20 protein-coding genes and 4 pseudogenes are annotated in these 24,351 nt (G+C 70.5%); 9 read left to right on the top strand and 15 right to left on the bottom strand.

Features of this window, described 5'->3' with window-relative positions:
* Positions 1-294 precede the first annotated feature (294 nt).
* Positions 295-1,584: pseudogene (locus tag ACFY0T_RS28225) on the bottom strand (streptophobe family protein); the annotation flags it as partial.
* A 161-nt stretch (positions 1,585-1,745) separates the two neighbouring features.
* On the opposite strand from ACFY0T_RS28225, the pseudogene ACFY0T_RS28220 reads away from it, so the two are divergent.
* From ACFY0T_RS28220 to ACFY0T_RS28210, 3 genes and pseudogenes are all read left to right on the top strand, one after another.
* Positions 1,746-3,008, top strand: a pseudogene (locus tag ACFY0T_RS28220) (DUF6777 domain-containing protein); the annotation flags it as partial.
* 263 nt (positions 3,009-3,271) lie between these two features.
* A pseudogene (locus ACFY0T_RS28215) lies at positions 3,272-3,799 on the top strand (DinB family protein).
* Between the two features lie 147 nt (positions 3,800-3,946).
* The gene (locus ACFY0T_RS28210) at positions 3,947-4,447 is read left to right on the top strand and encodes a helix-turn-helix domain-containing protein (protein ID WP_388876209.1); all 501 of its coding nucleotides are present in this window, start codon (positions 3,947-3,949) and stop codon (positions 4,445-4,447) included.
* Positions 4,448-4,494: 47 nt separating this feature from the next.
* Here ACFY0T_RS28210 and ACFY0T_RS28205 read toward each other — a convergent pair whose 3' ends face one another.
* A complete protein-coding gene (locus ACFY0T_RS28205; RefSeq protein WP_388876206.1) occupies positions 4,495-5,097 on the bottom strand; it encodes a ClpP family protease in 603 nt (200 codons plus the stop codon).
* A gap of 1 nt (position 5,098) precedes the next feature.
* A complete protein-coding gene (locus tag ACFY0T_RS28200) occupies positions 5,099-5,752 on the bottom strand; it encodes an ATP-dependent Clp protease proteolytic subunit (RefSeq protein ID WP_388876203.1) in 654 nt (217 codons plus the stop codon).
* A gap of 162 nt (positions 5,753-5,914) precedes the next feature.
* Here ACFY0T_RS28200 and ACFY0T_RS28195 point away from each other — a divergent pair, with 162 nt between their 5' ends.
* Positions 5,915-6,268 (top strand): putative quinol monooxygenase, encoded by a 354-nt coding sequence (locus ACFY0T_RS28195; protein ID WP_388876200.1) that lies wholly within the window; start codon positions 5,915-5,917, stop codon positions 6,266-6,268.
* A 43-nt stretch (positions 6,269-6,311) separates the two neighbouring features.
* On the opposite strand, the gene ACFY0T_RS28190 is transcribed toward ACFY0T_RS28195, so the two are convergent.
* Both ACFY0T_RS28190 and ACFY0T_RS28185 read right to left on the bottom strand, forming a co-directional pair.
* The gene (locus tag ACFY0T_RS28190) at positions 6,312-6,743 is read right to left on the bottom strand and encodes a (2Fe-2S) ferredoxin domain-containing protein (RefSeq protein WP_388876197.1); all 432 of its coding nucleotides are present in this window, start codon (positions 6,741-6,743) and stop codon (positions 6,312-6,314) included.
* 129 nt (positions 6,744-6,872) lie between these two features.
* Complete coding sequence (locus ACFY0T_RS28185; RefSeq protein ID WP_388876194.1) at positions 6,873-8,072, bottom strand: epoxide hydrolase family protein; 1,200 nt, start codon at positions 8,070-8,072, stop codon at positions 6,873-6,875.
* Positions 8,073-8,281: 209 nt separating this feature from the next.
* On the opposite strand from ACFY0T_RS28185, the gene ACFY0T_RS28180 reads away from it, so the two are divergent.
* A complete protein-coding gene (locus ACFY0T_RS28180; protein WP_388876192.1) occupies positions 8,282-8,764 on the top strand; it encodes a VOC family protein in 483 nt (160 codons plus the stop codon).
* A gap of 431 nt (positions 8,765-9,195) precedes the next feature.
* Here the strand turns inward: ACFY0T_RS28180 and ACFY0T_RS28175 are convergent, their stop codons facing one another.
* The 3 genes from ACFY0T_RS28175 to ACFY0T_RS28165 form a co-directional block, all read right to left on the bottom strand.
* The gene (locus ACFY0T_RS28175; protein ID WP_388876189.1) at positions 9,196-10,113 is read right to left on the bottom strand and encodes an SGNH/GDSL hydrolase family protein; all 918 of its coding nucleotides are present in this window, start codon (positions 10,111-10,113) and stop codon (positions 9,196-9,198) included.
* 123 nt (positions 10,114-10,236) lie between these two features.
* On the bottom strand, positions 10,237-11,973 hold the full coding sequence (locus ACFY0T_RS28170; protein ID WP_388876187.1) for an ATP-binding protein: 1,737 nt from the start codon (positions 11,971-11,973) through the stop codon (positions 10,237-10,239).
* Between the two features lie 8 nt (positions 11,974-11,981).
* A complete protein-coding gene (locus ACFY0T_RS28165) occupies positions 11,982-12,656 on the bottom strand; it encodes a response regulator transcription factor (RefSeq protein ID WP_388876184.1) in 675 nt (224 codons plus the stop codon).
* Between the two features lie 277 nt (positions 12,657-12,933).
* Here ACFY0T_RS28165 and ACFY0T_RS28160 point away from each other — a divergent pair, with 277 nt between their 5' ends.
* Positions 12,934-13,335 (top strand): STAS domain-containing protein, encoded by a 402-nt coding sequence (locus ACFY0T_RS28160; protein ID WP_388876181.1) that lies wholly within the window; start codon positions 12,934-12,936, stop codon positions 13,333-13,335.
* 6 nt (positions 13,336-13,341) lie between these two features.
* Here ACFY0T_RS28160 and ACFY0T_RS28155 read toward each other — a convergent pair whose 3' ends face one another.
* On the bottom strand, positions 13,342-14,568 hold the full coding sequence (locus tag ACFY0T_RS28155; protein ID WP_388876178.1) for a PP2C family protein-serine/threonine phosphatase: 1,227 nt from the start codon (positions 14,566-14,568) through the stop codon (positions 13,342-13,344).
* Between the two features lie 63 nt (positions 14,569-14,631).
* A complete protein-coding gene (locus ACFY0T_RS28150; protein ID WP_388876810.1) occupies positions 14,632-15,648 on the bottom strand; it encodes a zinc-binding alcohol dehydrogenase family protein in 1,017 nt (338 codons plus the stop codon).
* 145 nt (positions 15,649-15,793) lie between these two features.
* Here ACFY0T_RS28150 and ACFY0T_RS28145 point away from each other — a divergent pair, with 145 nt between their 5' ends.
* Both ACFY0T_RS28145 and ACFY0T_RS28140 read left to right on the top strand, forming a co-directional pair.
* Positions 15,794-16,588, top strand: coding sequence for a VOC family protein (locus ACFY0T_RS28145; protein ID WP_388876175.1), 795 nt, complete (start codon positions 15,794-15,796; stop codon positions 16,586-16,588).
* Positions 16,589-16,740: 152 nt separating this feature from the next.
* Entirely contained in the window at positions 16,741-17,448 is a 708-nt protein-coding gene (locus tag ACFY0T_RS28140) for a ribonuclease H (protein WP_388876173.1), read from the top strand.
* A gap of 206 nt (positions 17,449-17,654) precedes the next feature.
* On the opposite strand, the gene ACFY0T_RS28135 is transcribed toward ACFY0T_RS28140, so the two are convergent.
* Positions 17,655-18,074, bottom strand: coding sequence for a CBS domain-containing protein (locus ACFY0T_RS28135; RefSeq protein WP_388876170.1), 420 nt, complete (start codon positions 18,072-18,074; stop codon positions 17,655-17,657).
* 136 nt (positions 18,075-18,210) lie between these two features.
* Entirely contained in the window at positions 18,211-19,581 is a 1,371-nt protein-coding gene (locus ACFY0T_RS28130) for an NAD(P)/FAD-dependent oxidoreductase (protein ID WP_388876167.1), read from the bottom strand.
* Between the two features lie 296 nt (positions 19,582-19,877).
* On the opposite strand from ACFY0T_RS28130, the gene ACFY0T_RS28125 reads away from it, so the two are divergent.
* Positions 19,878-20,411: a bacterioferritin gene (locus ACFY0T_RS28125; RefSeq protein ID WP_388876164.1), complete on the top strand. Its 534-nt coding sequence runs from the start codon at positions 19,878-19,880 to the stop codon at positions 20,409-20,411.
* Between the two features lie 575 nt (positions 20,412-20,986).
* On the opposite strand, the gene ACFY0T_RS28120 is transcribed toward ACFY0T_RS28125, so the two are convergent.
* From ACFY0T_RS28120 to ACFY0T_RS28110, 3 genes and pseudogenes are all read right to left on the bottom strand, one after another.
* Positions 20,987-21,994 carry an SDR family oxidoreductase gene (locus ACFY0T_RS28120; protein WP_388876161.1) on the bottom strand — a complete coding sequence of 336 codons (1,008 nt, stop codon included), beginning with the start codon at positions 21,992-21,994 and terminating at the stop codon, positions 20,987-20,989.
* Positions 21,995-22,216: 222 nt separating this feature from the next.
* Positions 22,217-22,786 (bottom strand): annotated as a pseudogene (locus tag ACFY0T_RS28115) (FAD-binding oxidoreductase); the annotation flags it as partial.
* A 278-nt stretch (positions 22,787-23,064) separates the two neighbouring features.
* Positions 23,065-24,027, bottom strand: a complete 963-nt coding sequence (locus ACFY0T_RS28110; protein ID WP_388876158.1) for a Ku protein — start codon at positions 24,025-24,027, stop codon at positions 23,065-23,067.
* Positions 24,028-24,351 lie beyond the last annotated feature (324 nt).

The following is a 24,351-nucleotide window of genomic DNA, read 5'->3' as shown; positions in this document are numbered from 1 at the left end:
GGGTGTACTGCGACGGGACACGGCTGAGCACGTTCGCGACCGAGGGAGATCCGGCGGCGGGGACGCGGGAGCGAGCCGGGGAGGCGCCCGAGGCGGGGCAGACCAGGGGCGTACGCGACGCGGCTCCGGACAGCCGCGAATCCACCCGACTCGTGACGTACGACGGCGACGACCGGGATGACGCCTGACGGATCGATCCTGCGTGAGGGCTGATCCCGGTCCGCCACCGGAAGTGCCAAGGCGGACCTGGCCGGTCTTCCCGCGTCGCCCCGACGCGACGTCAACGTCGGGGGCCGCCTCCTTGACCTCGCCCTTGTGGTGGACGCCCTTCGTCAGCAGACCGCCGAGGAACCCGGTGACCAGCCCCCACAGCAAGGCGAACCCGAGCGCGGACCACACCTCGGGCTTCAGGAAGAGTTCTCCCTCCAGGCCGCCCCCGATGTCGCCGATGCCGATGATCGACAGGCCGTAGTGCGCCGAGATCCGGCCGACGAGACAGATCATCAGCACCGTGAACGTGAGCGCGACCGCCATGTGCACGGCGTGCTGCCAGGCCCGCATCCGGGCCGGTGAGCGGGCCGCCATCAGGAACGCGGCCGCGAGGAGCAGCACCGCGTCGACCACCACCAGCCACCACACTCGGCCGTCGTGGTCGGCGAGGGTGCGGAGGTTGAGCGTGGAGACGTCCGGGGTGCGCAGCACCTCGTCGAGCAGATGCGGCATCGGCAGCCCGAAGGGCCCGTCCACACGCCCGTTCCAGGTGGCGCCCAACCCGATCGTGAAGGTGAGCCAGACGAGGTTCGGGAGCCCGAGGAGGATCAGGGCGAACGTCTCGGCGGTGTGCCCGCGCGTCGCCGCCACCACCAGCCCGATGACCACGCCGAGGGCGACGTACGCGAGCAGCAGCGCCACTATGGCGAAGGCGGCCGGACGCACCGACTCCTGGAACCGCAGCAGCCGCGCGGGAAGCGGCGCCCCGCGCGAGACCAGCAGGGCGAGCACGAACACGCCCGCCAGCCACAGCACTCCGAAGCCGAGCGTCCGCGGCAGGTCGGCCTTGAAGCCCACCTCGGGCGTGGCGCCGAGGAGTTCACCGATGTCAGCGATGGTCCCGTTCCCGAGGGAGACCTCGAAGTTCTGGCGGGCGAACAGCGCGAGTCCCACCAGGGCCAGCACCCACAGGACGGCGATCCGGGCGGCCCACCCGGCCAGTTCGGGCGCGCCGGCGACGGCCCGGTGCCGCAGCGGCCGCAGGAAACCGGCCGCGATCACCAGGGCTCCGGCCAGCGTGACCGACAGCGGAATCACCGTCAGGCCCGCCTGGGTTTCCGCGATGACTCCGGCGTCGCCCGTGAACTCGACGGTGCCGCCGACCGCCGCCACGACGGTGGCCGCGACGACCCGCGGGAACGCGTTGTCGGGGAGGTCCGTGGCACCCGCCGCCCACAGCCCGAGCGCGGCGACCACCCCCATGACGACCAGCCCGGCCAGCACGACCACGACGGCCCGGACCCAGCCGTGACGGGCCGCCGTCCGCACACCGCTGCGGGCAACTGCCTGGTCGGACGGTGTCTGGGCGCTCACGCTGCCACGCTAAGCAGCGTCGGCACGGTCCGCCCCTCGGGAGGCCCGACCGCGTCGGCTTGCGAGCAGCACGGGACCGGAGCACACAATGGGTTCGTTATGGAAAAAGCGGCACAAACTGTGGGAAGTACCGCGGATCCCTACACCGGAAGAAGAGCTCCGTGAGCGTCGAACCTCCGTCTTCAGGCCGACCCACCGGACCCCCTTCGGGCCCTCTGTCGGGGGGTCCGTCGCAGCCGAGCTCGTCCGAACCAGGCCCCACCCAGCCGACTGGCCGCCCGCCTTCGCCACCGCCGAGCGGTGCGGGCGGCGGCGGTGGTGCGGGCGGCCCGGGTGGTCCTTCCGGGCCAGGCGGTCCGGGCGGCCCGGAGAAGCCGCGCAAGGGGCCGGAGGGGCCCTGGTGGAAGTCGGCGCCGCGCGTCGCGTTGATCAGCGGTGGCGTGGCGGCCGCGGTGATCCTGGGCCTTGTCTTCACCAACACCGACTCGGGCGGCGGGAAGAACACCGGCAGTGAGGTCTTCCTCCAGGCCGCGGGCACGGCCGGCCCCGACCCGTACACCGAGTCGACGGCGACCGACAGTTCCAGCGCGCCCGAGACCCCCACGGTGTCGACCGGGTCGGAAGCCGCCAACGTGACACGCGGCGTGGTCGGTTCCACGCCCGGCCTCTACAGCGGCACCCGCAACGCCGCCAGCTGCAACGTGGAGAAGCAGATCAGCTCGTTGCAGGCGGACCCGGCGAAGAACAGGTCGTTCGGCGCGACACAGGGCGTCCAGCCGTCCGGAGTCCCGGCGTATCTGCGCTCGCTCACCCCCGTACAGCTGCGCGTGGACACCCGCGTCACCAACCACGGCTACCGAAACGGCGCCTCCAACAGCTACCAGGCGGTCCTCCAGGCGGGCACCGCCGTCCTCGTCGACTCCCACGGCGTGCCCCGTGTTCGCTGTGCGTGCGGCAACCCGTTGCGCGAGCCGGTCCAGCAGCAGACCACGCCCAGGCCGACCGGCGACAAGTGGCCGTCGTACCGGCCACAGAATGTCGTGGTCGTCGCGCCCTCGGTCACGGTCGTCAACGTGTTCGTCATCTTCGACCCTCACAACGACGAGTGGATAGCCCGGAACAAGGGCTACAACGTCCGCCACGACCGGAAGACGCGTCCGCCGGTGCGCCCGCCCTTCCCGACCGTGAGCGTCTCGTCCCCGACGCCGAAGTCTCCGACGCCGTGCGCCGCTTCGCCGGGTGGCTCGACTACGTGCCCCCCGACATCCCCGTCGCCCAAGTCCTCGTCGCCTTCACCGACGTCGACATCCCCGTCGCCCAAGTCCTCGTCGCCTTCGCCGACGTCGAAGTCCCCATCGCCCAAGTCCTCGTCGCCTTCGCCGACGTCGAAGTCCCCATCGCCCAAGTCCTCGTCGCCTTCGCCGTCGAAGTCCGAGTCCCCGTCCACCAAGCCTCCGACCACGACGCCCACGGAGGCCTCGAAGCCCGGCTCCCCGTCCGCCGATCGCACGACAGCGCCCCCGTCCGCGCAGACAGAGTCCGCTCCGGCGCCCTCTGCCGCCCCCTCCGCGCCCAACAGCGCCCCGAAGCAGTCCGCGCCCCCTGAGGAGAATCGCCCTGAGGAAAATCCCCCCGAGGAGAATCCCCCTGAGGAGAATGCTCCGGAATCTTAGGAGCCCTAGCTCCGGTGAAGACGACCGCCGAGACCACGCAACCGGCCTCCCTGCCGGCCGCCGGCCGGTGGGAGCGGGACACGCTCGTCGGGTTTCTGCGGGACCAGCGGCTGACGTTGGAGATGAAGTGCGCCGGACTCGACGCCGAGGCGATCGCCCGGCGTTCGGTCGAGCCGTCGAATCTGTCGTGCCCGGGCTGGTGCGGCATCTGGCCGGAGTCGAACAGGCCTGGTTCCGCCGGGTGATGGCCGGACAGGACGTGCCACGGCACTACCACTCCGACGGCGATCCCAACGGAGACTTCAACGGCGCGGTGCCCGACCCCGAGGTCGTCGACCAGGCCTGGGCCACCTGGCGCTCCGAAGTCGCCTTCGCCGAACGGTTCGTGGCCGAGACCCCCGGCCTGGACGTCACCAGCACGAACGACGACGAGCCCATCGCACTGCGCGAGGTGCTGGTGCACATGATCGAGGAGTACGCCCGGCACAAACGGCCACGCGGACCTCCTGCGCGAACGGATCGACGGCCGCGTCGGCCAGTAGCGGGCGGCGCGTCAGCAGGGGGCGACGGCACGTCGCGATCTCGCGTGTGACCGACCGGCCGACGCGGCACCCCGCCGGGCGCCCGGATTCACCGAGAGCAGAACGCCGATCCCTTCCCGCGCAGCTCGGCGCTTCTAGGCTGAAGGGGTGAGCAACCAAGCGCCGAACGAAGCCCGCGTCATCCCTCTGCGCCGGGGGGCCACGCCGGCCCCGGCTCCGACCGGCTCTCCGGCTCCGTCCGGCGCCCCGGATCGAGCGCCGCAGCGGCCCCGGCCGGTCCTCGCGCCGCGGCCGGCGTCACCGGCGCCCGCGACCAAGGAGCCACTGTGGCGCGACCTCGTGGGCGACGTCCTGCGGCGCGAGCGCCTCGCCCAGGAGCGCACGCTCAAGGACGTGGCCGACGCGGCCCGGATCTCCATGCCGTACCTCTCCGAGCTGGAGCGCGGCCGCAAGGAGGCTTCCTCCGAGGTCCTCGCGGCCGCCGCTCGCGCCCTCGGCCTCGGCCTCACCGACCTGCTGTCGCTGGCCCAGGACGAACTCACCCGGGTCGCCCGGGTCGGGGCGGGCCGCGGCCGCACCTCGTCGACGACCTCGACGAGCCGGGCGACCTCGACGTCGCGGTACGACGGCATGTGCCTGGCCGCCTGACCGGCCCGCGGTGGTCCGACGCACGGCGTACGGCCCCGGGCCGGGTGTCAGACCACCGCGAGCCGCCGGCTCAGCACCTCGTCCGCGAGCCCGTACGCCACGGCCTCCTGCGCGGTGAAGACCTTGTCGCGGTCCATGTCCGCGCGCAGCGTGGCGATGTCGTGGGGCGTGTGCCGGGAGAGGACCTCCTCGACCTGGGAGCGGATCCGGAGCATCTCCTTGGCCTGCAGGCTGAGGTCCGAGACCGTGCCCTGCCGTCCGCCGCTCGCCGGCTGACCGAGCAGCACGCGCGCGTGCTCCAGCACGAACCGCCGACCGGGATCGCCCCCGGCCAGCAGTACCGCCGCCGTCGAGGCCGCCTGCCCGACGCAGAACGTCGAGATCGGCGCCTGGACGAACGTCATCGTGTCGTAGATCGCCATGAGTGAAGTGAAGGAACCTCCGGGCGAGTTGATGTAGATCGCGATCTCGCTCTCCGGGCTCGACGACTCCAGATGGAGGAGTTGCGCGATGACGACGTTCGCCACGCCGTCGTCGATCTCGGTGCCGAGAAAGATGATCCGCTCGGACAGCAGCCGACTGAAGACGTCGTACGACCGCTCGCCCTGCGGGGTTCGCTCGACGACGTTCGGAATCGTGTACGTACCCATGTCAGAGCCCCATCCGTCGTCGTGACGCGGCAGGGCGGACGTCGTCGAGCGACTCCACGACCCGGTCCACCATGCCGTACTCCCTGGCCTGTTCGGCCGTGAACCAGCGGTCGCGGTCGCCGTCCTGGGAGATCGTCTCCTCGCTCTGGCCGGTGTGCTCCGCGGTGATCCGCTCGATGGCCTTCTTCGTGAACTCCAGGTTCTGCGCCTGGATTTCGATGTCGGCGGTCGTGCCGCCGATGCCGGCGGACGGCTGGTGCATCATGATCCGCGCGTTCGGCAGTGCGAAGCGCTTGCCGTGCGTGCCCACGCTGAGCAGGAACTGGCCCATGCTCGCCGCGAATCCCATGGCGAGCGTCGAGACGTCGTTCGGGATCAGCCGCATCGTGTCGTAGATCGCGAGGCCCGCGGTCACCGATCCGCCCGGGCTGTTGATGTACAGGCTGATGTCGGTCCGCGAGTCCTCCGCCGACAGCAGGAGCAGTTGCGCGCACACCCGGTTCGCGGAGACCTCGTCGACCTGCGTGCCGAGGAAGACGATCCGCTGCGCGAGCAGCTGCGCGGCCAGATGGTCGTCGAAGCGTGACGGAGGGGTGTCGCCCTCCTCGGCCCGCGGCGCGCGGGCCGGGTCCCAGCCGGTGATGAGTGGAGTCATCGGTCCTCCTAGTCGTGACGCGGCTGCCGTCGCCGCGCCCTCCACTCTCGGCCCCAACGCCTCCGTGGATCGGATTTCTCTGCCCGCGGCAGATTCGCCGAGGGCAGAGCCCGAACGCGCATGACTCGCCCCGCTCGGCCCACCGATCTGTTCGAATGCGGTATGAGCATCTTCGTACGCGCGCGATTCGACGCCCACGACCAACGGCAGGCGGATTTCGAGGAGTTGGCCCTCGCCCTGCAGAAGCAGGCGAAGGACGAGCCGGGAACCCTCACCTACCGCTGGTTCTCCGCCGGAGCCGGCAGCTACCTGGTCATCGAGGAGTACACCGACGACGAGGCGGTCGCGGTCCACCAGGAACGCGCGGCAGAACTGCTGGCACGCGCCGGGCAGTACGCGGACTTGGTCCACGCGGAGATCTACGGCACCGTCGGCCCCGAAATCCGCGCATGGGCCGAGGCACGTCCGCAGGTGACCGTCTTCCCGGACTTCCCCGAACACGGCACCGAAAGCTGAGGCGCACCGTCGTTACGGGCCACACCACAGCCCCCGTACGGCCTTATCGGCGACTGCGCGCCCGGGCCCCGCGCGGCGGGCGGATGAACTGCAGCTCCAGGGTGACCGGAGGTGCCGCGACGCCCGGTCCTCCGGCGGACGCCCAGCGCAGCACCTCGTCCGTGCAGTCGTCGTCCATGGCGAAGCCGATCCAGGTGGCCCGGCCGCCGGCCCGGCGTCCGGCGGCGGACGGCTGCACGACGATGACGTTCGCCTGATCGCATGGGCCGAGACAGTCGGTCGTACGCACCGCGAAGCGCCCACCGGACGCGTCGGCACCGGCCCGCAGTCGTTCCAACTGCCAGTCGTGGTCGGTGCCGGGGTGCTTGCGCGGGTTGCCGCAGCAGCAGCCCCGGCAGACGACCAGGGTGCAGGGCCGCGAACCGGCGGCGCCGATCGCGGTCGTGCGAAGACTCTGAGGCGTCGCGCCGGTCACGAAGATGCGGGTCCTTTCGCGTGGAGTGCCGTGCACCGGAGTACGGGTTCTCGCGGATGGCGGCGATCACACCGTACGAGACGCCGCACCTTCGGTGTTGATCACCCCCCGGTGCGAGGGCCGTTGGCGTCAGCCGGCCGTGCGAAGCTCTCGGAAGAAGGCCCGCACATCGGCGATCAGCAGATCCGGCTCCTCCATCGCCGCGAAGTGGCCACCCCGGTCGAATTCGGTCCACCGGACGATGTTGTTGGTGCGCTCGGCGACATGCCGGAGCGGTACGAAGTTCTCCCGGGGGAAGACGGCAAGGGCGGTCGGGGTGGTCGACGGCTCGGGCGGCTTGCCCCCATAGTCCGCGTGGGCCCGCTCGTAGTAGACACGGGCGGACGATCCGGCCGTGCCGGTCAGCCAGTACAGCATCACATTGGTCAGCAGCAGATCCCGGTCGACGGCGTCCTCGGGACGGTCCCGCGAGTCCGTCCACTGCTTGAACTTCTCTGCGATCCACGCGAGTTGGCCGACCGGCGAGTCCGTGAGGGCATACGCGAGGGTCTGCGGCCGGGTGGACTGGATGTCGGCGTACCCCTGTTCGTCGCGGCGCCATTCCTGGCCCCGCCGCCATGAGGTCAGCGTCCGCTCCCGCTCGTCCGGGCTCAACGCGGCAAGTTCTCCGGGGGTCGGCTCGCTGGTCGCGTGGGATCCGGGCAGCAGATTCAGATGGACGCCGATGACGCGCTCGGGGTGGGCCCGGCCCAGTTCGCGCGAGACGGCCCCGCCCCAGTCCCCGCCCTGCACGCCGTAGCGCCGATAACCGAGACGCTCCATCAGCTCGGCGAACGTGCCGGCCACCCGGGTGAATTCCCAGCCGGTGTCCCGCGTCGGCCCGGAGAGCCCGAACCCGGGAATGCTCGGCACGACGAGATGAAACGCGTCCGCCGGGTCGCCGCCGTGGGCACGCGGATCGGTCAACGGGCCTACGACGTCGGTGAATTCGACGATCGAGCCGGGCCAGCCATGCGTGATGACCAGGGGAGTCGCGTCCGGTTCCGGCGAGCGGATGTGTGCGAAATGAACGCGCGCACCGTCGATCTCGGTCGTGAACTGCGGCCATTCGTTGAGCCGCGCCTCCGCCGCACGCCAGTCGTACTCGTGCCGCCAATACCGTACGAGCTCTTTGAGATAGTCCCGCGGAATCCCGTATGCCCAGCCCACTCCCGGGAGTTCGTCGGGCCAGCGGGTGCGGTCGAGGCGTTGATGGAGGTCGTCCAGGTCGCTCGCGGGAAAGTCGATACGGAAGGGATGGATGCCGTGGGTGGTGTCCGTGGAGGTCATATGCGCGGATGCTAGCTCCGCGCGGTACGGCGCCCCCATCGGATTTCTGGCGTCCGGCGGTTGCGTCCGGAGCCGTCGGCAGCACGTTACCGGCTGGTAGGAGCGGTGGAGGCGGGGCGGTGGAGGCGGCGGTGGGCGCGCCACCGATGAGTTTTGGGACGAGGATCGGTCGACAGAGGTGACGACGTTTCCCGCCCGAGGAGGTACATATGCCCGCCGACGGATTCACCACGTGTCTGTGGTTCGACGGCCAGGCCGAAGAGGCCGCGCACTACTACGTCTCGATCTTCAAGAACTCCAAGCTCGGCAGGATCGGCCGCTACACCGAGGCCGGGCCGGGCCCCGCCGGGACCGTCGTGGCCGCCGAGTTCGTGGCCAACGGACAGAAGTTCGTCGCCCTGAACGGAGGCCCGCAGTTCACATTCGACGAGGCCATCTCGTTCCAGATCCACTGCGACGACCAGGAAGAGGTGGACCACTACTGGAACAAGTTCATCGAGGACGGCGGCGAGGCAGGCCCCTGCGGCTGGATCAAGGACAAGTACGGCCTGTCCTGGCAGGTCGTCCCGAGCCGGCTCATCGACCTGATCAGCGACCCGGACCCGGAGAAGGCGGCCCGCACGACGCGGGCGATGCTCCAGATGTCCAAGCTGGACATCGCCGAGCTCGAGAGGGTGTACGCGGGCGAGTAGGGCCAGGGACCGACCGTACGGGCGGGCCGCACGCCGCGCTGGACTCGGCTGCGGTCCGCCCCTCTTGACGCACCGCGGAACTGATGCCAGGCACGTGGTACGTGGCCGTAGGCAGGCAAGGCCTGGCCCTGGTCGTCCAGACTCGGGACGGGCGCCGTGGGGTTGCTGATGAACACGTACGGCTTCGTGCGGGGTTGAGCTCGCTGACCTCGTGGGCGTCAGCCGATCACCGATCGGGCGCCGCAGGGGACGGTCCGTCATGATCGGCGTCGTGAGACGGCGCATACACCTGGACCTGGCCGCAGAGTCTCTGATCCGGCACCGAGCGCGATGGACATCCGATCAGTGCTCGGTGTCTCCCCTGCCCGCCTCACTCGGTGAGCGTGGTCGCGCCGGGCCACGCGGGCCCGGGCCTCGGTGCGTGGATCCGGTCAGCGGACACGGTCGGCGATCACCCGCGTGATCTCGCGCGTGATGCGCACGATCCCGGGCGAGCGGACCGGGCACGGCTTCGGTGTGGACGTGGTCGGGGCCAGGCAGAAGTGCAGGTAGTCGTCGTCTCGGTGCAGGGCGGTGCGGTCGCGGTTCGGCTGGGTGCAGTACGTGGGGTGGTCGTGCTCGTACGAGGTGCACGGGAGGTACTGGGCCCAGGTGTAGCGGGCCGTTGCGGGGCTCACGGCTCTGCCGGCGTCGGCGACGAGTTCGCCGGAGGTGTCGGCCCGCTTCTCGTACAGCGCGTTCACGCGCCGGACCCGGTCGGGAGTGATCGGGTCCGGCCCCTGCAGCACCCACACGACCTTCGGTGGCCGGGCTCCGCCCGCCCGAGCGATCTGATCGGTCAGCCGCTCCGCGTCCGCGGTGTAGCGCGAGAAGTACGTGCTCTGGTTGGCGTCGTAGGTGATTCCGTCCATGCAGGGCGTGTAGCCCCAGGAGTTGCCCCAGAACTGCAGCACCACGAAGTCGGGCCGCAGCGAGCGGACCAGCGCGGCCGCCTTGTCCGCGGTCGGCACGAGCGACCTCTCCCCGGTGCCTTCCAGGTAGTCGCACAGGGTGGTCCCCGAGTAAGGGGCGCTCGTGTAGCGCGCGTGCAATGCGTCCCGCAGGGACTGCCCGAGCACCTTCTGGTTCTCCATGGCGAGCGAGTCCCCGAGATAGAGCACGGTGGGGGCCTTCGCCGGTGCGCCGGGGGAGCCGGCCGCCCGCTGGCGCGTGGTGGAGGACGGTGACGGCGAGGCGTCCCCAGGCCCCGCGGGCGTCGGCGGTGAGGCCTCCGGCCCCGACGCCGGATCCCCGCAGGCGCCGAGCAGCAGCCCGGCCAGCAACACCCCCACGATCCACGGCTTTCGCATGACGCAACTCCTGCCCCGCCCACCGAAAGGGTTCCCCAGGCAAGCACAACCGGGCACAAGGGGGAAGACATACGTCGGCCATGCGGCGGCCGCGCCCACGCGCCGCCCGCCGGCGGGCGACGGTCAGCCGTTCCGGTGGTCTCCCTGTAAGAGATCGTCCGGGGCCTCCAAGAGTTCCAGCAACTCCGCGAGCGGCAGCGGCTTCGCCAAGTGGGCGTCGAATCCCGCGGCTCGCGACTGACCGCGGTCGCTGCCCCGGCTGAAACCGGAGACCGCGATGAGGCGGACCTTGTGGCCGTGCGGGCGGGCGCGCACCGAGCGTGCCACCGCGTAGCCGTCGAGATCGGGCAGGCCCAGGTCGCACAGGACGACGTCGAAGAGATGGGACGCGGTGGCCGTGAGCGCGTCCGCGCCGGTGTGCACGGCCGTGACGTGGTGCCCCTGCCGCTCCAGCAGCGTGCGGTAGGTCGTGGCGAGATCCGTGTTGTCCTCGACGATCAGAATGGCCAGCTGCCGCGGCGCGCGCCGGGCGGGCGGCACGCGGCGCGGCTCCGGAGTGCCGGTCGTGGCGAGGGGGAGCAGCACCGTGAACGAGGCGCCGGTTCCTGGTCCTTGGCTGTGCGCGGTGATCCGGCCGCCGTGGAGTTCGACGATCGTCCGGGCCACCGCGAGTCCGAGGCCCAGACCCTCGGGGGTGCTCGGGCCCGCGGGGGCCGCCCGCATGAAGACCCCGAACAGCTCCTCGGCCTGCCCGGGTTGGAAACCGATCCCGTCGTCCTCGACGGTCAGCCGCACCTGCCCGTCCGTAACGTTCGCCGTAGCCGCCGTAGCCGCCGTAGCCGCCGTCGACAGCCGCACCCGCGTACGGCCGCCCGGGAGCGTGTACTTGAGCGCGTTGGACAGCAGATTGGTCAGCACCTGGGCCAGCCGCAGCCGGTCCCCGTCGACGAGCACCGGACCGGTGGGCAGGTCGACGTCGAGCGTACGGTCCTCGTGACCGAACAGGCCGCGGATGTCCGCACACGCGCCGTGGACCACCGAGCACAGGTCCGTCCGCTCGCGCACCAGCTCCAGCCGACCGGTGACGGCCCGCGTTCCGTCGAGCAGGTCGTTGCTCATCCGCACCAACGTGCCCAGCTGCCGTTCCAGGACCGACAGCGCCGGATGGCCCTCCGGCAGATCGAGCGCGAGCAGCTCGGTGGCCGCGGTGGCGGCGGCGAGCGGATTGCGCAGCTCGTGCGAGAGGGTGGCGATGAACCGGTCCTTGGCCTGCTGCTCCTCCTTCAACGTCCGCCCCGCCGCGTCGAGTTCGGCGTTGGCCCGACTCAGCTGCTCGTTCACCTCGCGGATCTCCCGGGCACGGACGAAGAGGTCGATCTCCATGCCCTCGGCCCGCATCTGCGCCTCGGCGACGACACGCTCCTGCTCGCGCCCGACCCGGCGCAGATGGACGAAGTCGGTGACGTCCTCGACACGGTGGATGATGTGCGTGACCCGGCCGTCGCCGTCCACGACGGGTGTGTTGACCGGACTCCAGTACCGCTCGACGAACGCGCCCGCCTCGCCCGTCGGGATGTCGTAGCGCTGCAACGCCATCGTGTCCGTACGGCCGGTGCTCACCACGGTCCGCAGCGAACGGCGCAGGTTCGCCACCCCGTCGGCCGACGGGTCGTCCGGGTTGTCGGGGAACACGTCGAAGATGGGGCGCCCGACGATGCTCCGCTCGGTGCGGGTGGCCGTCAGATACGCGCGGTTGACCTCCACGATCGTGAAGTCGGGCGTGAGGACGAGCAGCGGGGAGAGTGTCGCGTCGAACAGGCGCCGGAAGTCCGGGGCGGGATACGGGATGCTCGCGGACATGGCGGACCTCAGGGATCGAGTCGGTATCCGAAGCCGCGCACCGTGGTGATCCGCGGTGCGGGCGTGGGGAGTCCGGAGAGCTTGCCGCGCAGCCGGTAGACGTGCTCGACGACGGTCGCGGGCTGCTGCCAGGACGCTCCCCAGATCTGTTCGAGGAGCTGCTCGGCGGAGAAGACCCGGCCGGGGGCGCGGGCCAGCAGCTCCAACAGGGCGTACTCCTTGGGCCGCAGCGTCAGCGGGATGCCCGCCACGGCGGCCTGATGCGCCGCCGTGTCGACACGCAGCGCCCCGACCTCCAGGACGTCCGGCACGTCCGGCGGCTGGGAACGGCGCAGCACCGCGCGGATCCGGGCGACGAGTTCGCGCTGTGAGAAGGGCTTGACCAGGTAGTCGTCGGCGCCGACCTCCAGGCCTGCCACCCGGTCCGTCTCGTCGCCGCGCCCGGAGACGACGATGACCGGGAGACGGCTGGTGGAGCGCAGGGCCCGCAGCAGTTCCAGGCCACTGCCGTCCGGCAGCCCCAGATCGAGGACCACCAGATCGATGCCGTCGTCGTACATGACGGCCTTCCCTGCCCGTGCGTCGATCGCCCACGTGACGGTGAACCCCGCGTGCTCCAGATAAGTACGGCACATCAGTGCGAAGTCGGGATCGTCTTCGATCAACGCGAGGTGAGGACGCATCCCGCACCACCCGGCCCAGCTGCCGCCCCCGCGTTGTTTCGCTGGTGAGCGGGCGTTGATGCCCCGACCATGTGGCGAAGGTAGAACAGAAACGGCCCACGGTTCAAGGGGGAGCCGCCCGGGGGGAGTTCCGGCGCGGGCTCGTGCGGTGTGGGGATGGAGCACCGCACGAGCCCGCGCCGGAACGCGTCGGCTGTTCATCTCCCGGTGCCGCGGTGACCAGGCCGCCTACGGCACGAGAGGCCCGCGCACCGCCCACGGAACGGGACCGGACAGCTTGAGCGAGCACACCCTGGAGCGGATCACCGGCATCTCCTGGCCACTGCCCGGCGACCACGCCCGCCTCTACGCGGGAGCCGGTCTGCTGCTCGTCGAACTGCGCGGCGACATCGACCTCGCCGCCGCCCTCCACGTGCACCCGTGGCTGGACTCGGTCGCGGCCCTGCCCGCCCGGCTGTACGTCGTGGACCTGCGCCCCGCGACCTTCATCGACAGCACCGGCCTCGCCATGGTGCTGCGCTTCCGCCGGCGGGTCACCGGCGCCGACACGCACTTCGGCCTGCTCTGTACGCGGCGCCTGCACCGGCTGCTCCGTGCGCACGGCACCCTGGACATGCTCAGCCCCGCCGACACACTGGACGAAGTCCTCCCCGGGTGGAGCCGGCGGAGCGCCCGCTGACCGACGTCATGTCGTTTGCCGGCGGCGGATGCGGGCGGCCAGCACCGCCACATCGTCCTCCGCGTGACGGGCATCGAGCTTGACGAGGACGTCGTCCAGCATCACGTCGACAGGCGCCCCCGGCATCAGCCGCAGTCCGGCCAGCCGGGCGAGCGACTCGTCGATGTCCTCCCCACGGCGCTCCACCAGACCGTCGGTGAACATCAGCAGGGTGTCGTCGGCCGCGAGCGCGCGGGTGGTCAGCTCGTAGCCGCCCACACCGGTGCCCAGCGGGGGACCGACCGGCAGCTGCACCAGCTCGCCGGTGCCGTCCCCGGCGAACACCACCGGAGGCAGGTGCCCGGCCGCGGCGAGCGCCGCCGCGCCGCGCGCCGGGTCGACCTGGACGAGCAGACACGTGGCGGGACGCCGGCTGCCGTTCTCGGCGACCGCGGCGTCCAGGCGGCTCAGCACCCGGTGCGGCGGCAGATCCGTGGAGGCGACATAGCGGAGCATCGAGCGGTACGCGTTCATGTCCACCGCCGCGTCCAGACCGTGCCCCATGACATCGCCCACGACCAGCAGGGTGCGGCCGAAGTGCAGCCGTACCGTCTCGAACCAGTCCCCGCCCACCAGGGTGCTGCCCCCGGCCGGCAGATAGCGGGTGGCCAGATCGAGGTTGGGATGCGGTCGGCCCGGTTCGGCGAGAAGCGCCCGCTGGAGGTCGAGGATCGTACTGCGCACGGCGTTGTGCTGGCGCGAATGGCCGAGGTGGACGGCGGCGAGGCGTGCCGCGTAGTGCGTGCCGGAGGTCTCCGCGTCGGTGAACGTGGGCCCGTGGCGGACGGCCAGCAGCACCCCGTACAGGCGCCCGTGCGCGAGCAGCGGCACGGTCATGACCCGCCGCGGAACCAGGCCGGACAAGTCGAGCGAGGCGGTGATCGGATGCCCCTCGTCCAGGGCGCGGACGGACAGCGGTCGCGCGCCGTGCGAGGGCCACGGGGTCAGCAGATCGGTGCTGCCCGCCATGGCGACGCGCGTGAGGTCCGGGGCAGTCGTGGGCCGGGTGGCCGGGACGTCCGCGGGCAGCAGGTCCACCGCCGCCGCGTCGCAGAAGTGCCGCCGCACGAACTCGGCGAGCTCGGTACACGTGGTCCGCTCGTCCAAAGTCGTGCCGATGGACTCGACGGCGTCCTCCATGGCAGCGAACGGCGTCCGCATGCCTTCGGGGTCCTCACCGCCTCGGCCTGCCATGCCACCTCCACCGCAAAAACACGCCTGCGTCCATCCACGCACGCGGGCGGCGGGCCCGCATGCTCAATGCCGCGGCGGACGGTCGTTCACCAGTACGGCCGCCCCGTCGAAACGACCCGCCTTGAGGTCCTGCAGGGCTCGCTGGGCCTCGGACAGCGGGTACGGGTGTGTGGTGGCGCGTACGCCGTGCCGGGCCGCGAGCGTCAGAAAGTCCCGGCCGTCCTCGCGCGTATTGGAGGTGACGCTGCGCAGCTCCTTCTCGTAGAACAGCTCGCTCTCATAGCGCAGCGGCGGGGTGTCGCTCAGGTGGATCCCCGCGACCGACAGGACCCCGCCCCGGTCGAGTGCCCGCAGCGCGACCGGGACCAGGTCGCCGACCGGCGCGAACAGGATCGCGCTGTCCAGCGGCTCCGGGGGCTCGTCGTACGCCCCGCGGGCGGACGCGGCGCCGAGCTCCAGCGCCAGCTGCCGCGCGGCCGGATCGCGGGTCAGTACGTGGACGGTGGCGCCCTGCGCGAGGGCGAGCTGCGCGCACAGGTGGGCGCTGCCGCCGAAGCCGTACATTCCGAGCCGCCCGCCCGGTGGCAGCGAGGCCCGCAGCAGCGCGCGGTAGCCGATGATGCCCGCGCACAGCAGCGGGGCCAGGGCGATGTCGTCCATGTCGCCGGGCAGCCGGTACGCGTAGGCGGCAGGAACGGTCGTGTACTCCGCGTAGCCACCGTCGGCGTCCCAGCCGGTGTACTCGGATGCCGGGCAGAGGTTCTCGGACCCGCGTACGCAGTAGCGGCAGGTGCCGTCCGTACGGCGCAGCCAGGCGACGCCCACGCGATCGCCCACGGCGAAGCCGCTGACGTCCGCGCCCGTCCCAGCGACCACGCCGACGACCTCGTGCCCCGGCGTCACCCCCGGCCGGCGCACGGGCAGATCGCCCTCGCTGACGTGCAGATCGGTACGGCACACCCCGCAGGCGCGGACGTGTACGAGGAGCTCGTCGGGCGCCGGCGTCGGTACCGGCTTCTCGACGAAGCGCAGCGGATTCGCGTCGATCGGCCCGGGCAGGGCCACTTCCCACGCGTGCATCGTCATCCCGTGCCCCGTCCTGTCGACGACCACCTCTGCCCGCTCCCCAGTGTCGTGCAGCTCGTCCCGCTCGGCGCGCGGCTCTGGCGGAGGCTGGTTAGCGTGACATGCGGAACTGTTCATCGAACCGGAGGAGGTCGACGTCGTGGCCGTACAGCCCGAAGGAACGCCCTGTTGGGCGGACGCGATGTTCAGCGATGTCGAGGGGGCCAAGAGTTTCTACGGCGACGTACTCGGCTGGACGTTCGGCGAGGCGTCCTCCGAGTACGGCAACTACACGCAGGCGTACGCGGACGGCAAGGCGGTGGCCGCCGTCGTCCCGCCGATGCCCGGGCAGGAGGGCCAGTCCGCCTGGTGCCTGTACTTCGCCTCGCCCGACGCGGCGGCGACGGCCACGAAGATCAAGGACAACGGCGGTGAGGTGCTGATGGAGCCGATGCAGGTCGGTGACTTCGGCACCATGGTGCTGGCCCGAGACCCCAGTGGCGCCGTCTTCGGCGTCTGGCAGGCGGGCATCCACCAGGGCTTCGAGGCGACGGGCGTGCCCGGCGCGTACGCCTGGGCCGAGCTCTTCACCCGTGAGCCCGAGAAGTCCGACTGGTTCTTCCCGGCCGTCTTCCCGTTCAGCGCGAAGCAGATGGACGACGAGGGCGTGGACTACAGGATCTTCAGCCTGAGGGAGAACCCGGTCCTGGGCCGGATGAAGATGACGGACGAATTCCCGCCCGAGGTACCGCCGTACGTCAACGTCTACTTCGCCGTCGAGAACTGCGACGCGGCGGTGGCGAAGGCGACCGAGCGCGGCGGCGTCCTGCGCTTCGGGCCCATGGACAGCCCGTTCGGCCGGTTCGCTGCACTGAGCGACCCGCAGGGCGCGGCGTTCTCGGTCATCGACGTCAAGACGACCCAAGGGGACATGCCCAAGATGACCGATGTGTGAGGCATTGCCTCGCGCGGGGACTGGTGACCAGCCACCGCGACGGCGAGTACGTCCTGCATACGGCCACCCCGCTGGGCCTGCGGCTCCTGGGCTCGGGCGGCTTCCCCGGGGCCCGGTGAGCCCGCGGCGCGAGGTCCCGGCCGGACCGTGGCATGATCGGGGCCATGCCTGAACGCGTTGTGGCCGCCTGTGACGGGGCTTCGAAGGGAAACCCGGGACCCGCCGGATGGGCCTGGGTCGTCGCCGACGGGGACGAGTCCCCCACCCGCTGGGAGGCCGGCCCGCTGGGCACGGCGACCAACAACGTCGCCGAACTCACCGCGCTGGAGCGCCTGTTGACGGCGATCGCACCGGACGTGCCGCTGGAGATCCGGATGGACTCCCAGTACGCGATGAAGGCCGTCACGACCTGGCTGCCCGGCTGGAAGCGCAAGGGCTGGAAGACGGCCGCCGGAAAGCCCGTCGCCAACCAGGAACTGGTCGCCCGCATCGACGAACTCCTCGACGGCCGCACCGTGGAGTTCCGCTACGTGCCCGCGCACCAGGTCGACGGCGACCGTCTCAACGACTTCGCCGACCGCGCCGCGAGCCAGGCGGCCATCGTCCAGCAGCCCGCGGGCAGCGACCTCGGCTCCCCGGAGCCGCCGCCCTCTCCCGACACCCCCGCGCCTTCGGGCGGCACCCGCCGCCGTACCTCCGCCAAGACGCCCCGACAGGGCACGTCGGCCCGCACGATCAAGGCCAAGTTCCCCGGCCGCTGCGTCTGCGGCCGCTCGTACGCCGCGGGCGAGCCCATCGCCAAGAACCCCCAGGGCTGGGGCCACCCGGAGTGCCGCACGGCCGAGCCGAGCAACGCGTAGGCGCTCCGCGTCAGGAGACGCGCGCAGCGACGCGCTGACGGCCAGGTCTTCACCGAGCCCCGCCACGACCTGAGCGGCGAGAGCGGCGGGGAAGTCCTGGGCCGTCCACCGCCCGTCATGGAGTGCAAACCCGAGCTACGTTCCTCACCGTTTTGGAGCCCACACGCCCCGCAATCTGCTGCGGTGGGGGCCCAGTGGGCGCCGCGCTACTGGTTGGACTTGGCCGCACTGATGTCGCCAAGCGCGGACTGCGGATCGCGTTCGATGGCCATGTCGCCCAGGGAGACGATGCCGACGGGGTGTCCATGGTCGACGACCGGGATGCGGCGGACGGAGTGCTCGCGCATGAGTTCGATGGCGTGGTCCACGTCCTCGTCGGGGCCGACGGTGACCAGGTCTTCGCTGCACGCGCGGGCCACCGTCGTCTGCTCCAGGTCGCCTCCCTCGGCCAGTGCGCGGACCACCAGGTCGCGGTCGCTGACCAGGCCGCGCAGCTGGTCGCCGTCCGTCACCAGGACAGTCCCGATGTTGTTGTCGCGCATCAGCTGGGCCACCGCCGTCACCGAGGCCTGGGGTTCGACCGTCACCGGTGCGCTGGTCATGATGTCGCGTACGTGCTGAGCCATGATGTGTCCTTTCGCCAGGTCCAGCGGTGCCGATCACCGCCATTCACCAGCCGGGTACCCATGGAGAGCGCACCAGCACGTCGTCCCCCTGGGGCATCGGCTGCCCCGCGCACGCGGGCGTGGATGCGCCGCCGGCTTACGGGTCAGTGCGCTTGACGGGGCCGTGGGGTTCGCCGGTGCCGGGGGCGAGTTTCTTCTCCGGGGCTCCTGCCACGCGCGCCAGCTCCGGCGAGGCCGTGTCCAGCGGCACCGACCACCCGCGCAGCAGCCCCAACTGGACGGCCTGGCGCGGGAGTACCGCGTTCAGGAGCCAGTCGGCGGCGACGCGGACGCGGTTGTCGGGCATCGCGGCGAGGTGATAGCCGCGGGTGATGGCTCCGGCGAGCGGGCCCGAGAGCGGCACGCCGAGGGGGTTGGCGGCGGCCTTCGCCCCGCCGAGGTCGACGGTGAAGCCCAGGTCGCGGTGGCGGTAGGCGCGGCGGCTGCCGCTGCCGAGCGAGGCCGCGACGTTGTGGGCCGCGACCTTGCCGTGCCGCCAGGCGTGCTGCGCGGTCATCGGGGTGTACTCGCCGGGCTTCTCCAGATTGGGCACGGCGGCCGCGTCCCCGCAGGCGAACACCTCGGGACGGCCCGGCACTTGGAGGTAGGGATCGACGAGTAGGCGCCCGCGTTCCAGGGGCAGCCCCAGCCCCTCGACGAGCGGATCGGGCCGTACGCCGACGCACCACACCAGGGTTCGGGTGTCGACGAACTCCCCGTCGCTGAGCCGCACTCCGGTCGGCGTCGCCTCCTCAACCGAGGTCTCCGTCCGCACGTCGACGCCCCGCTGCCGCAGAACGCGGTCGGCGGTGCGCGAGAGCCGCTCGTCCAGCTCTGGCAGTACGCGCGGCGCGATGTCGAGCAGCAGCCAGCGTGGCCGGATGCCCTCGCGCAGCGGTTGCTTCCGTACCAGCGCGTCGGTGAACAGTTTCCCCTGCGCGGCGACTTCGGTCCCGGTGTACCCGGCGCCGACCACCACGAACGTGCACCGCGCGGCACAGCTCTTGGGATCGTCGGACCCGGCCGCGAGTTCCACCTGCCGGGTCACGTGATCGCGGAGATACAGCGCCTCGGGCAGACCTCGGAAACCGTGCGCGTACTCGGCGACCCCTGGAATGGGCAGCAGCTTGTTGACGCTGCCGACGGAGAGGACGAGACGGTCGTACGTCAGCGTGCCACCGTCCCCCTCGGGGTCCGTGTAGTGCACGGAACGCGCGTCGAGATCGACGCCGTCGGCCTCGCCGAGCACCAGCCGCACCTGGGGCAGGGTGCCGGACAGCGACGCGGTGACACGGCGCGCCTCCAGGAGTCCGGTGGCGACCTGGGGCAGCAGGGGCAGATACAGAAAGTAGTCGGTCGGGTTCAGCAGGGTGATGTCCGCCTGGTGCCGGGTCAGCCGGGACAGCGTGCGGGCCGTCCGGTACCCGGCGAAGCCGGCGCCGACGATCAGAATGCGGGGTCGACTCACGGTTCGCCTCCAGCGGGGTCGCGCGTACGGAGTCTTCTGTCGCTGATATCGGGCTTCTCGCGTCCCCCTGGTCACGGCACCGAAACGCGGCGCTCGGCGTTTCGCACCTGCCCGGGGTTACCCGGCCAGTGGCCCGACCTGACCCGACCCTGTCGCGTCCCGTACGTGGCAGGTCCTGGCGGCGCTCAGCTCCGGCTGCGGCGAACCGGTCATTTTCCGGCGTAAGCCGTGGCTCTGCGCGGCCAGCGGGGGAGGGTCCTCTGCCGGGGGCGTCATCGAGCAGAGGAACGAGCACAATGAGCGACTCATTCGTCCTGGACGTGACCAGGATTCGCGAAGAAGCCCAGCGGAAGATGGAGGCGGGACCAGTCACAGGCAGCTACGGCCTCGACGAGGAGCGGGTGATCGCCATCCTCAATGACGTGATCGCCACGGAGGTGGTGTGCTGGCTCCGATACACCCGCCACGCGATCTCTGCGATCGGCATTGACCGTGCCCAGGTGTCAGCGGAGTTCACCGAGCACGCAGCCGCGGAGATGCAGCACGCGATCCGGGCCGCGGAGCGCGTCTCTCAGCTCGGCGGCGATCCCGACTTCGACCCTGCGACGCTGGTTCAACGCGCCCACACCGACTACACCACGCCGGCCAGCGACGACCTCAAGGCGATGCTGGAGAACAACCTGCTCGCCGAGCGCATCGTGATCTCCACCTACCAGGAGATCATCCGCTGGCTGGGCGACCACGACCCCACCACACGTCGGCTGATGGAGTCGATCCTGGAAGAGGAAGAGGAGCACGCCGACGACATCATCGACCTCCTCGGTACCTGACCTTCAGCAGTGGTGCCGAAAGGATCACTGAGCTGCACGCTGGATGCTCCGGCATCCAGAGGAACTCAGCTCTCGCCGCTACAGCAGGACCGGCTTCTCGCGCGGAGGAGTGGGGCGACCCGGAGTCACCCGGCTGGGCTAGTTCCGATGGTCCATCCGGCGCAGTGGGGGTTGCATGAACAGGTGGGCGGCGCCAGGAAGTAGGCGCAATCGTTCCGGTACCGCCTGAGCAAGCCAACCGACCGTCAGCCGTGGGGTGGAGCGAGGGAGAGGCCGATGTATGAGATGCGAGCCGGCCCCGCGACGACCGGCATGTGCGGCACGGTGTGGCACGTCATCGCCAAGGATGATGCGCGCACCACCTTGTGTGGACGCCAGTTGGCCCAAGCCGCACCAGGCTCCGGTCCGGTCCTCGATGAAGCGCCGGCGAAAGCCTGCTGTTCGCCGTGCATGGCAGCCTTCCGCGCTGCCATACGAGCCGAGGCGAACTGAACCGCGCCGCTGTCAGGGGCGCGTATGTCTCTACCTACGGTGTGCCGGTATGCCTCCCGACCAGCTGGATACGCCCTGGCTGGTCACGCCCCGACAGCTCGTGCGATCAGCTTCCTCACCAGTGCGGCTGCGCCTCCCAACGCCGCTGACGTGAGGGCGGGATGCCGCGCGAGCGCAGCCTGCCCGGACCGTGATGCTGCACGGTCGTCGAACTCTCCGTGGGCGCCGTAGTCGCTTCCGTCGCGCCCGTCGAGGGGCTGCCAGAGATTGTGCGGGGCATCGGCGGGCGCCCTCTGGCTTGTCTGCTGCGAGGAAACTCCGGTTCGTGCCAGATAGCGGTCGAGCATCGCGGGTGCTACACGGTTGCCGAGGATGGTCGCGAGGGTGGAGCCGCCGACGTAGTACTGCTTGCGGCGTGGATGGTCGGCCGCGTACGCGATGGCCCTGGCGGCGACCTCGGGCTGGTAGATGGGTGGCACTGGCTGCGGACGGTTGGGGAGCCGGGAGAGCACCCAGGAGAACTGCGGAGTGTTCACGGCCGGCAGCTGGACCACCGTGATCCGGACGTGGCTGTGCCGATGCATCAGCTCGGTCCGCACGGTTGAAGTGAAGCCGTTCACGGCATGTTTGGCGCCGCAGTACGCGGACTGCAGGGGGATGGACCGGCAGCCGAGTGCCGAACCGACCTGGACGATGGTGCCCGAATCGCGCGGCAGCATCCGTGTCAGCGCGGCCCTGGTGCCGTACACGCAACCCAGATACGTCACCTCGGTGACCCGCTGGTACTCCTCGGGCTCGATCTCCATGAAGGGGGCGAACACTGAGGCGAAGGCGATGTTGACCCAGATGTCGATGGGGCCGAAGGCTTCCTCTGCGGCTTCGGCGGCTGCCTCGACCTGCCGGTGGTCGGCGACATCGGTCGGGAGGACCAGGGCCTGTCCGCCGAGTTCCTCGACCTCCGCCGCAGCGGCCTCGAGCCCGCGCTCGCCGCGGGCGACGAGTGCCACATGCGCTCCCCGACGGGCGAACATTCTGGCCGTCGCCCGGCCGAGTCCCGCGCTGGCACCCGTGACGACGACGGACTGAGTCATGCTCACGCCTTTCTGGTTCCGGGGCCCCGCGGACAAGTCGGCCGCTCAGGGGCTCTGTCAAGCCGTGCGGTGTCTCTCTGCCCGGTCCGTGCCCAGCGTCATCCCGTGACCCGGTGCTCCCTCGGCGCCCGGGGCGAGTCGCCCGCCTGCGGGATCCAGGACCCCGGTGAACAACAGTTGCTCCACCTCGACATGGTCGTGGAACCATTCGAGGTGACGCTAGGTCAGGATCTCCAGACGCCGGACGTTGTCGACGGTCTTGCCGTAAACCTGGGCGGACGCCCCACACGAGTTGTTGCCGATCATCCCGCCCAGGCTGCAGTGGCTTTGCGTCGCGGCCTTCGGTCCGAATTGCAGGCTGTACTCGGCCAGTTGACGGTTCCGTTCGTCCAGGACGATGCCCGGCTCGACGACACACGTTCTGCCGTCGGCATCCACGGACAGCAGACGGTTGCAGTACTTCGTCCAGTCGATGACCACGGCCGCGTTCGTGCACTGACCCCCAAGGCTCGTGCCGCCACCCCGCGACAGCAGGGGCGCACCGAACCGTGCGCACACCGCGACCGCCCGCGCCCCGGCGTCAATGCTGCGAGGCAACACCACTGCGATGGGGACTTGTCGGTAATTCGATGCGTCGGTCGCGTAGGCGCCGCGACTTCCCGCGTCGAAACGCACCTCACCGTCGACCTCGCCATGCAGCGCCTTCTCCAACGTTGCCAGATCCAGTGCCGACTGCTCATCTACGGCGTGCCGGGTGGCAGCGCCTGGTGCTGGGCTGCGACTCGTGACCATGCCCCAGTGCCTCCGTTGCATGGGTGAGGTTGTTGAGTACCCGGCCGTCCGATGCGCATACCCGCCGCCGGCGTCGCCCTCGCGGACACATCCACCGGGCGCAGGCAGGCGCCGGGGGACTGCCGCCGGCGATCGCAACAGGTGGGACAGATGACGGTGGATCGCTGACGCGTCGGCCAGGGTTCCATCGACATCGAATCCAGCCAGGGTTCCGTCGACATCGAATACGGCCGCTCGCGCCATGGGACTGCCTTCCCTCTCGTGCCAGGACGGATGGGTCACGACGCTGCGGCATGGTGGCGTCCCTGCGCGCCCGCGAGCGCCTTGACGAGCTCCTCGCGGCTCATGGCGGAACGGCCGGCGATATCCGCCTCCGACGCCAGCTTGTACAGCTCCGACTTGGTCAGCGAGTCGAGTGAGGAGGCGGACTTCCTGCGGCTCGGACGTTCGGAGGCGGTCTTCTTCGACGTGGCCTTCTTCTTCGTCTTCGACGGGGCGTTCTTCTTCGTCTTCGCCTGGTCGAGGCTTGCCCGCAGGGCGTCCATCAGGTCCACGACGTTGGTGGACTCGGCGGGCTGCTCCGCCTTCTCGACGGTCTCGCCCTTCTTCTTGGCCTTGATCAACTCCTCGACCTTCTCCTGGAAGGTGTCGTGGAAGTCCTCTGGGTCCCAGTCCATGCTCAGCGAGTCGATCAGCTGCTCGGCCATCTTCAGCTCTCGGTCGGCCAATTTGGTCCTGCCCGGGAGTTGGTCGATCTCCTTGTGAGGGTCACGGATCTCGTCCGCCCAGTGCAGCGTGTGCAGCGTCAGGATCCCCGCCTCCGCCTTCAAGGCCACCAGATACTCGCGATTGCGCATGACGAACGTGGCGATCCCCGCCTTCCCCGCGTGCTCGAGGGCCTCCTCCAGCAGCGCGTACACCTTCGCGTACTGCTCGCTCTTGGGCCCTAGGTAATACGTCTTGTCGAAGAAGATCGGCTCGACATCCTCCAGGTCGACGAAGCCGGTGATCTCCAGCTCTCGTGACCGGCCGGGCGCGATGTCCTCGAGCTCGTCGGGCTCGACCAGTACGTACTCGTCGCCCGTATCAAACCCTTTGACGATCTCGTCCGGCGGAACCTCCTCCCCAGTGCGCTCGTTCACGCGCTTGTTGCGCACCCGGTCCGAGGTGCCGCGCTGGAGCTGATGGAACCGGATGGTGTGGCTGTCCGTCGCGGTGAACAGTTGCACTGGCAAGGACACCAGGCCAAAGGTCAGAGCCCCGTTCCACACCGCACGTGCCATGGCGGCAGCCACCTCCTCCCGCTCCCTCCATGGCACCGCGCTGGACGGATGATCGCATCTCATCCGAAGTCGGGACGGACGCATGCTCAGCCCCTCGGAGGCCACAACGTGATCACGCTGTCGGCCTGCGGCGTTGCTGTCGCGACTGCACCAAGAGCTGCGCTCGCTTCAGTTTTCATGCGATATGTCGTCATCGTTCCGTTTACGTGCCCTGGCTTCGGGCAGTCGGCCCTGTGTGCCGCGGCCCGCGTCTGGGAGCGAGGGAAGAGGCGGAATAGGTGG

Source organism: Streptomyces sp. NPDC001530 (assembly GCF_042894545.1).
In the GTDB taxonomy this organism is placed as follows: Bacteria; Actinomycetota; Actinomycetes; order Streptomycetales; family Streptomycetaceae; genus Streptomyces.
The sequence above is the reverse complement of the archived record's forward strand: the minus strand, read 5'-3'. Positions and strand labels throughout refer to the sequence as shown.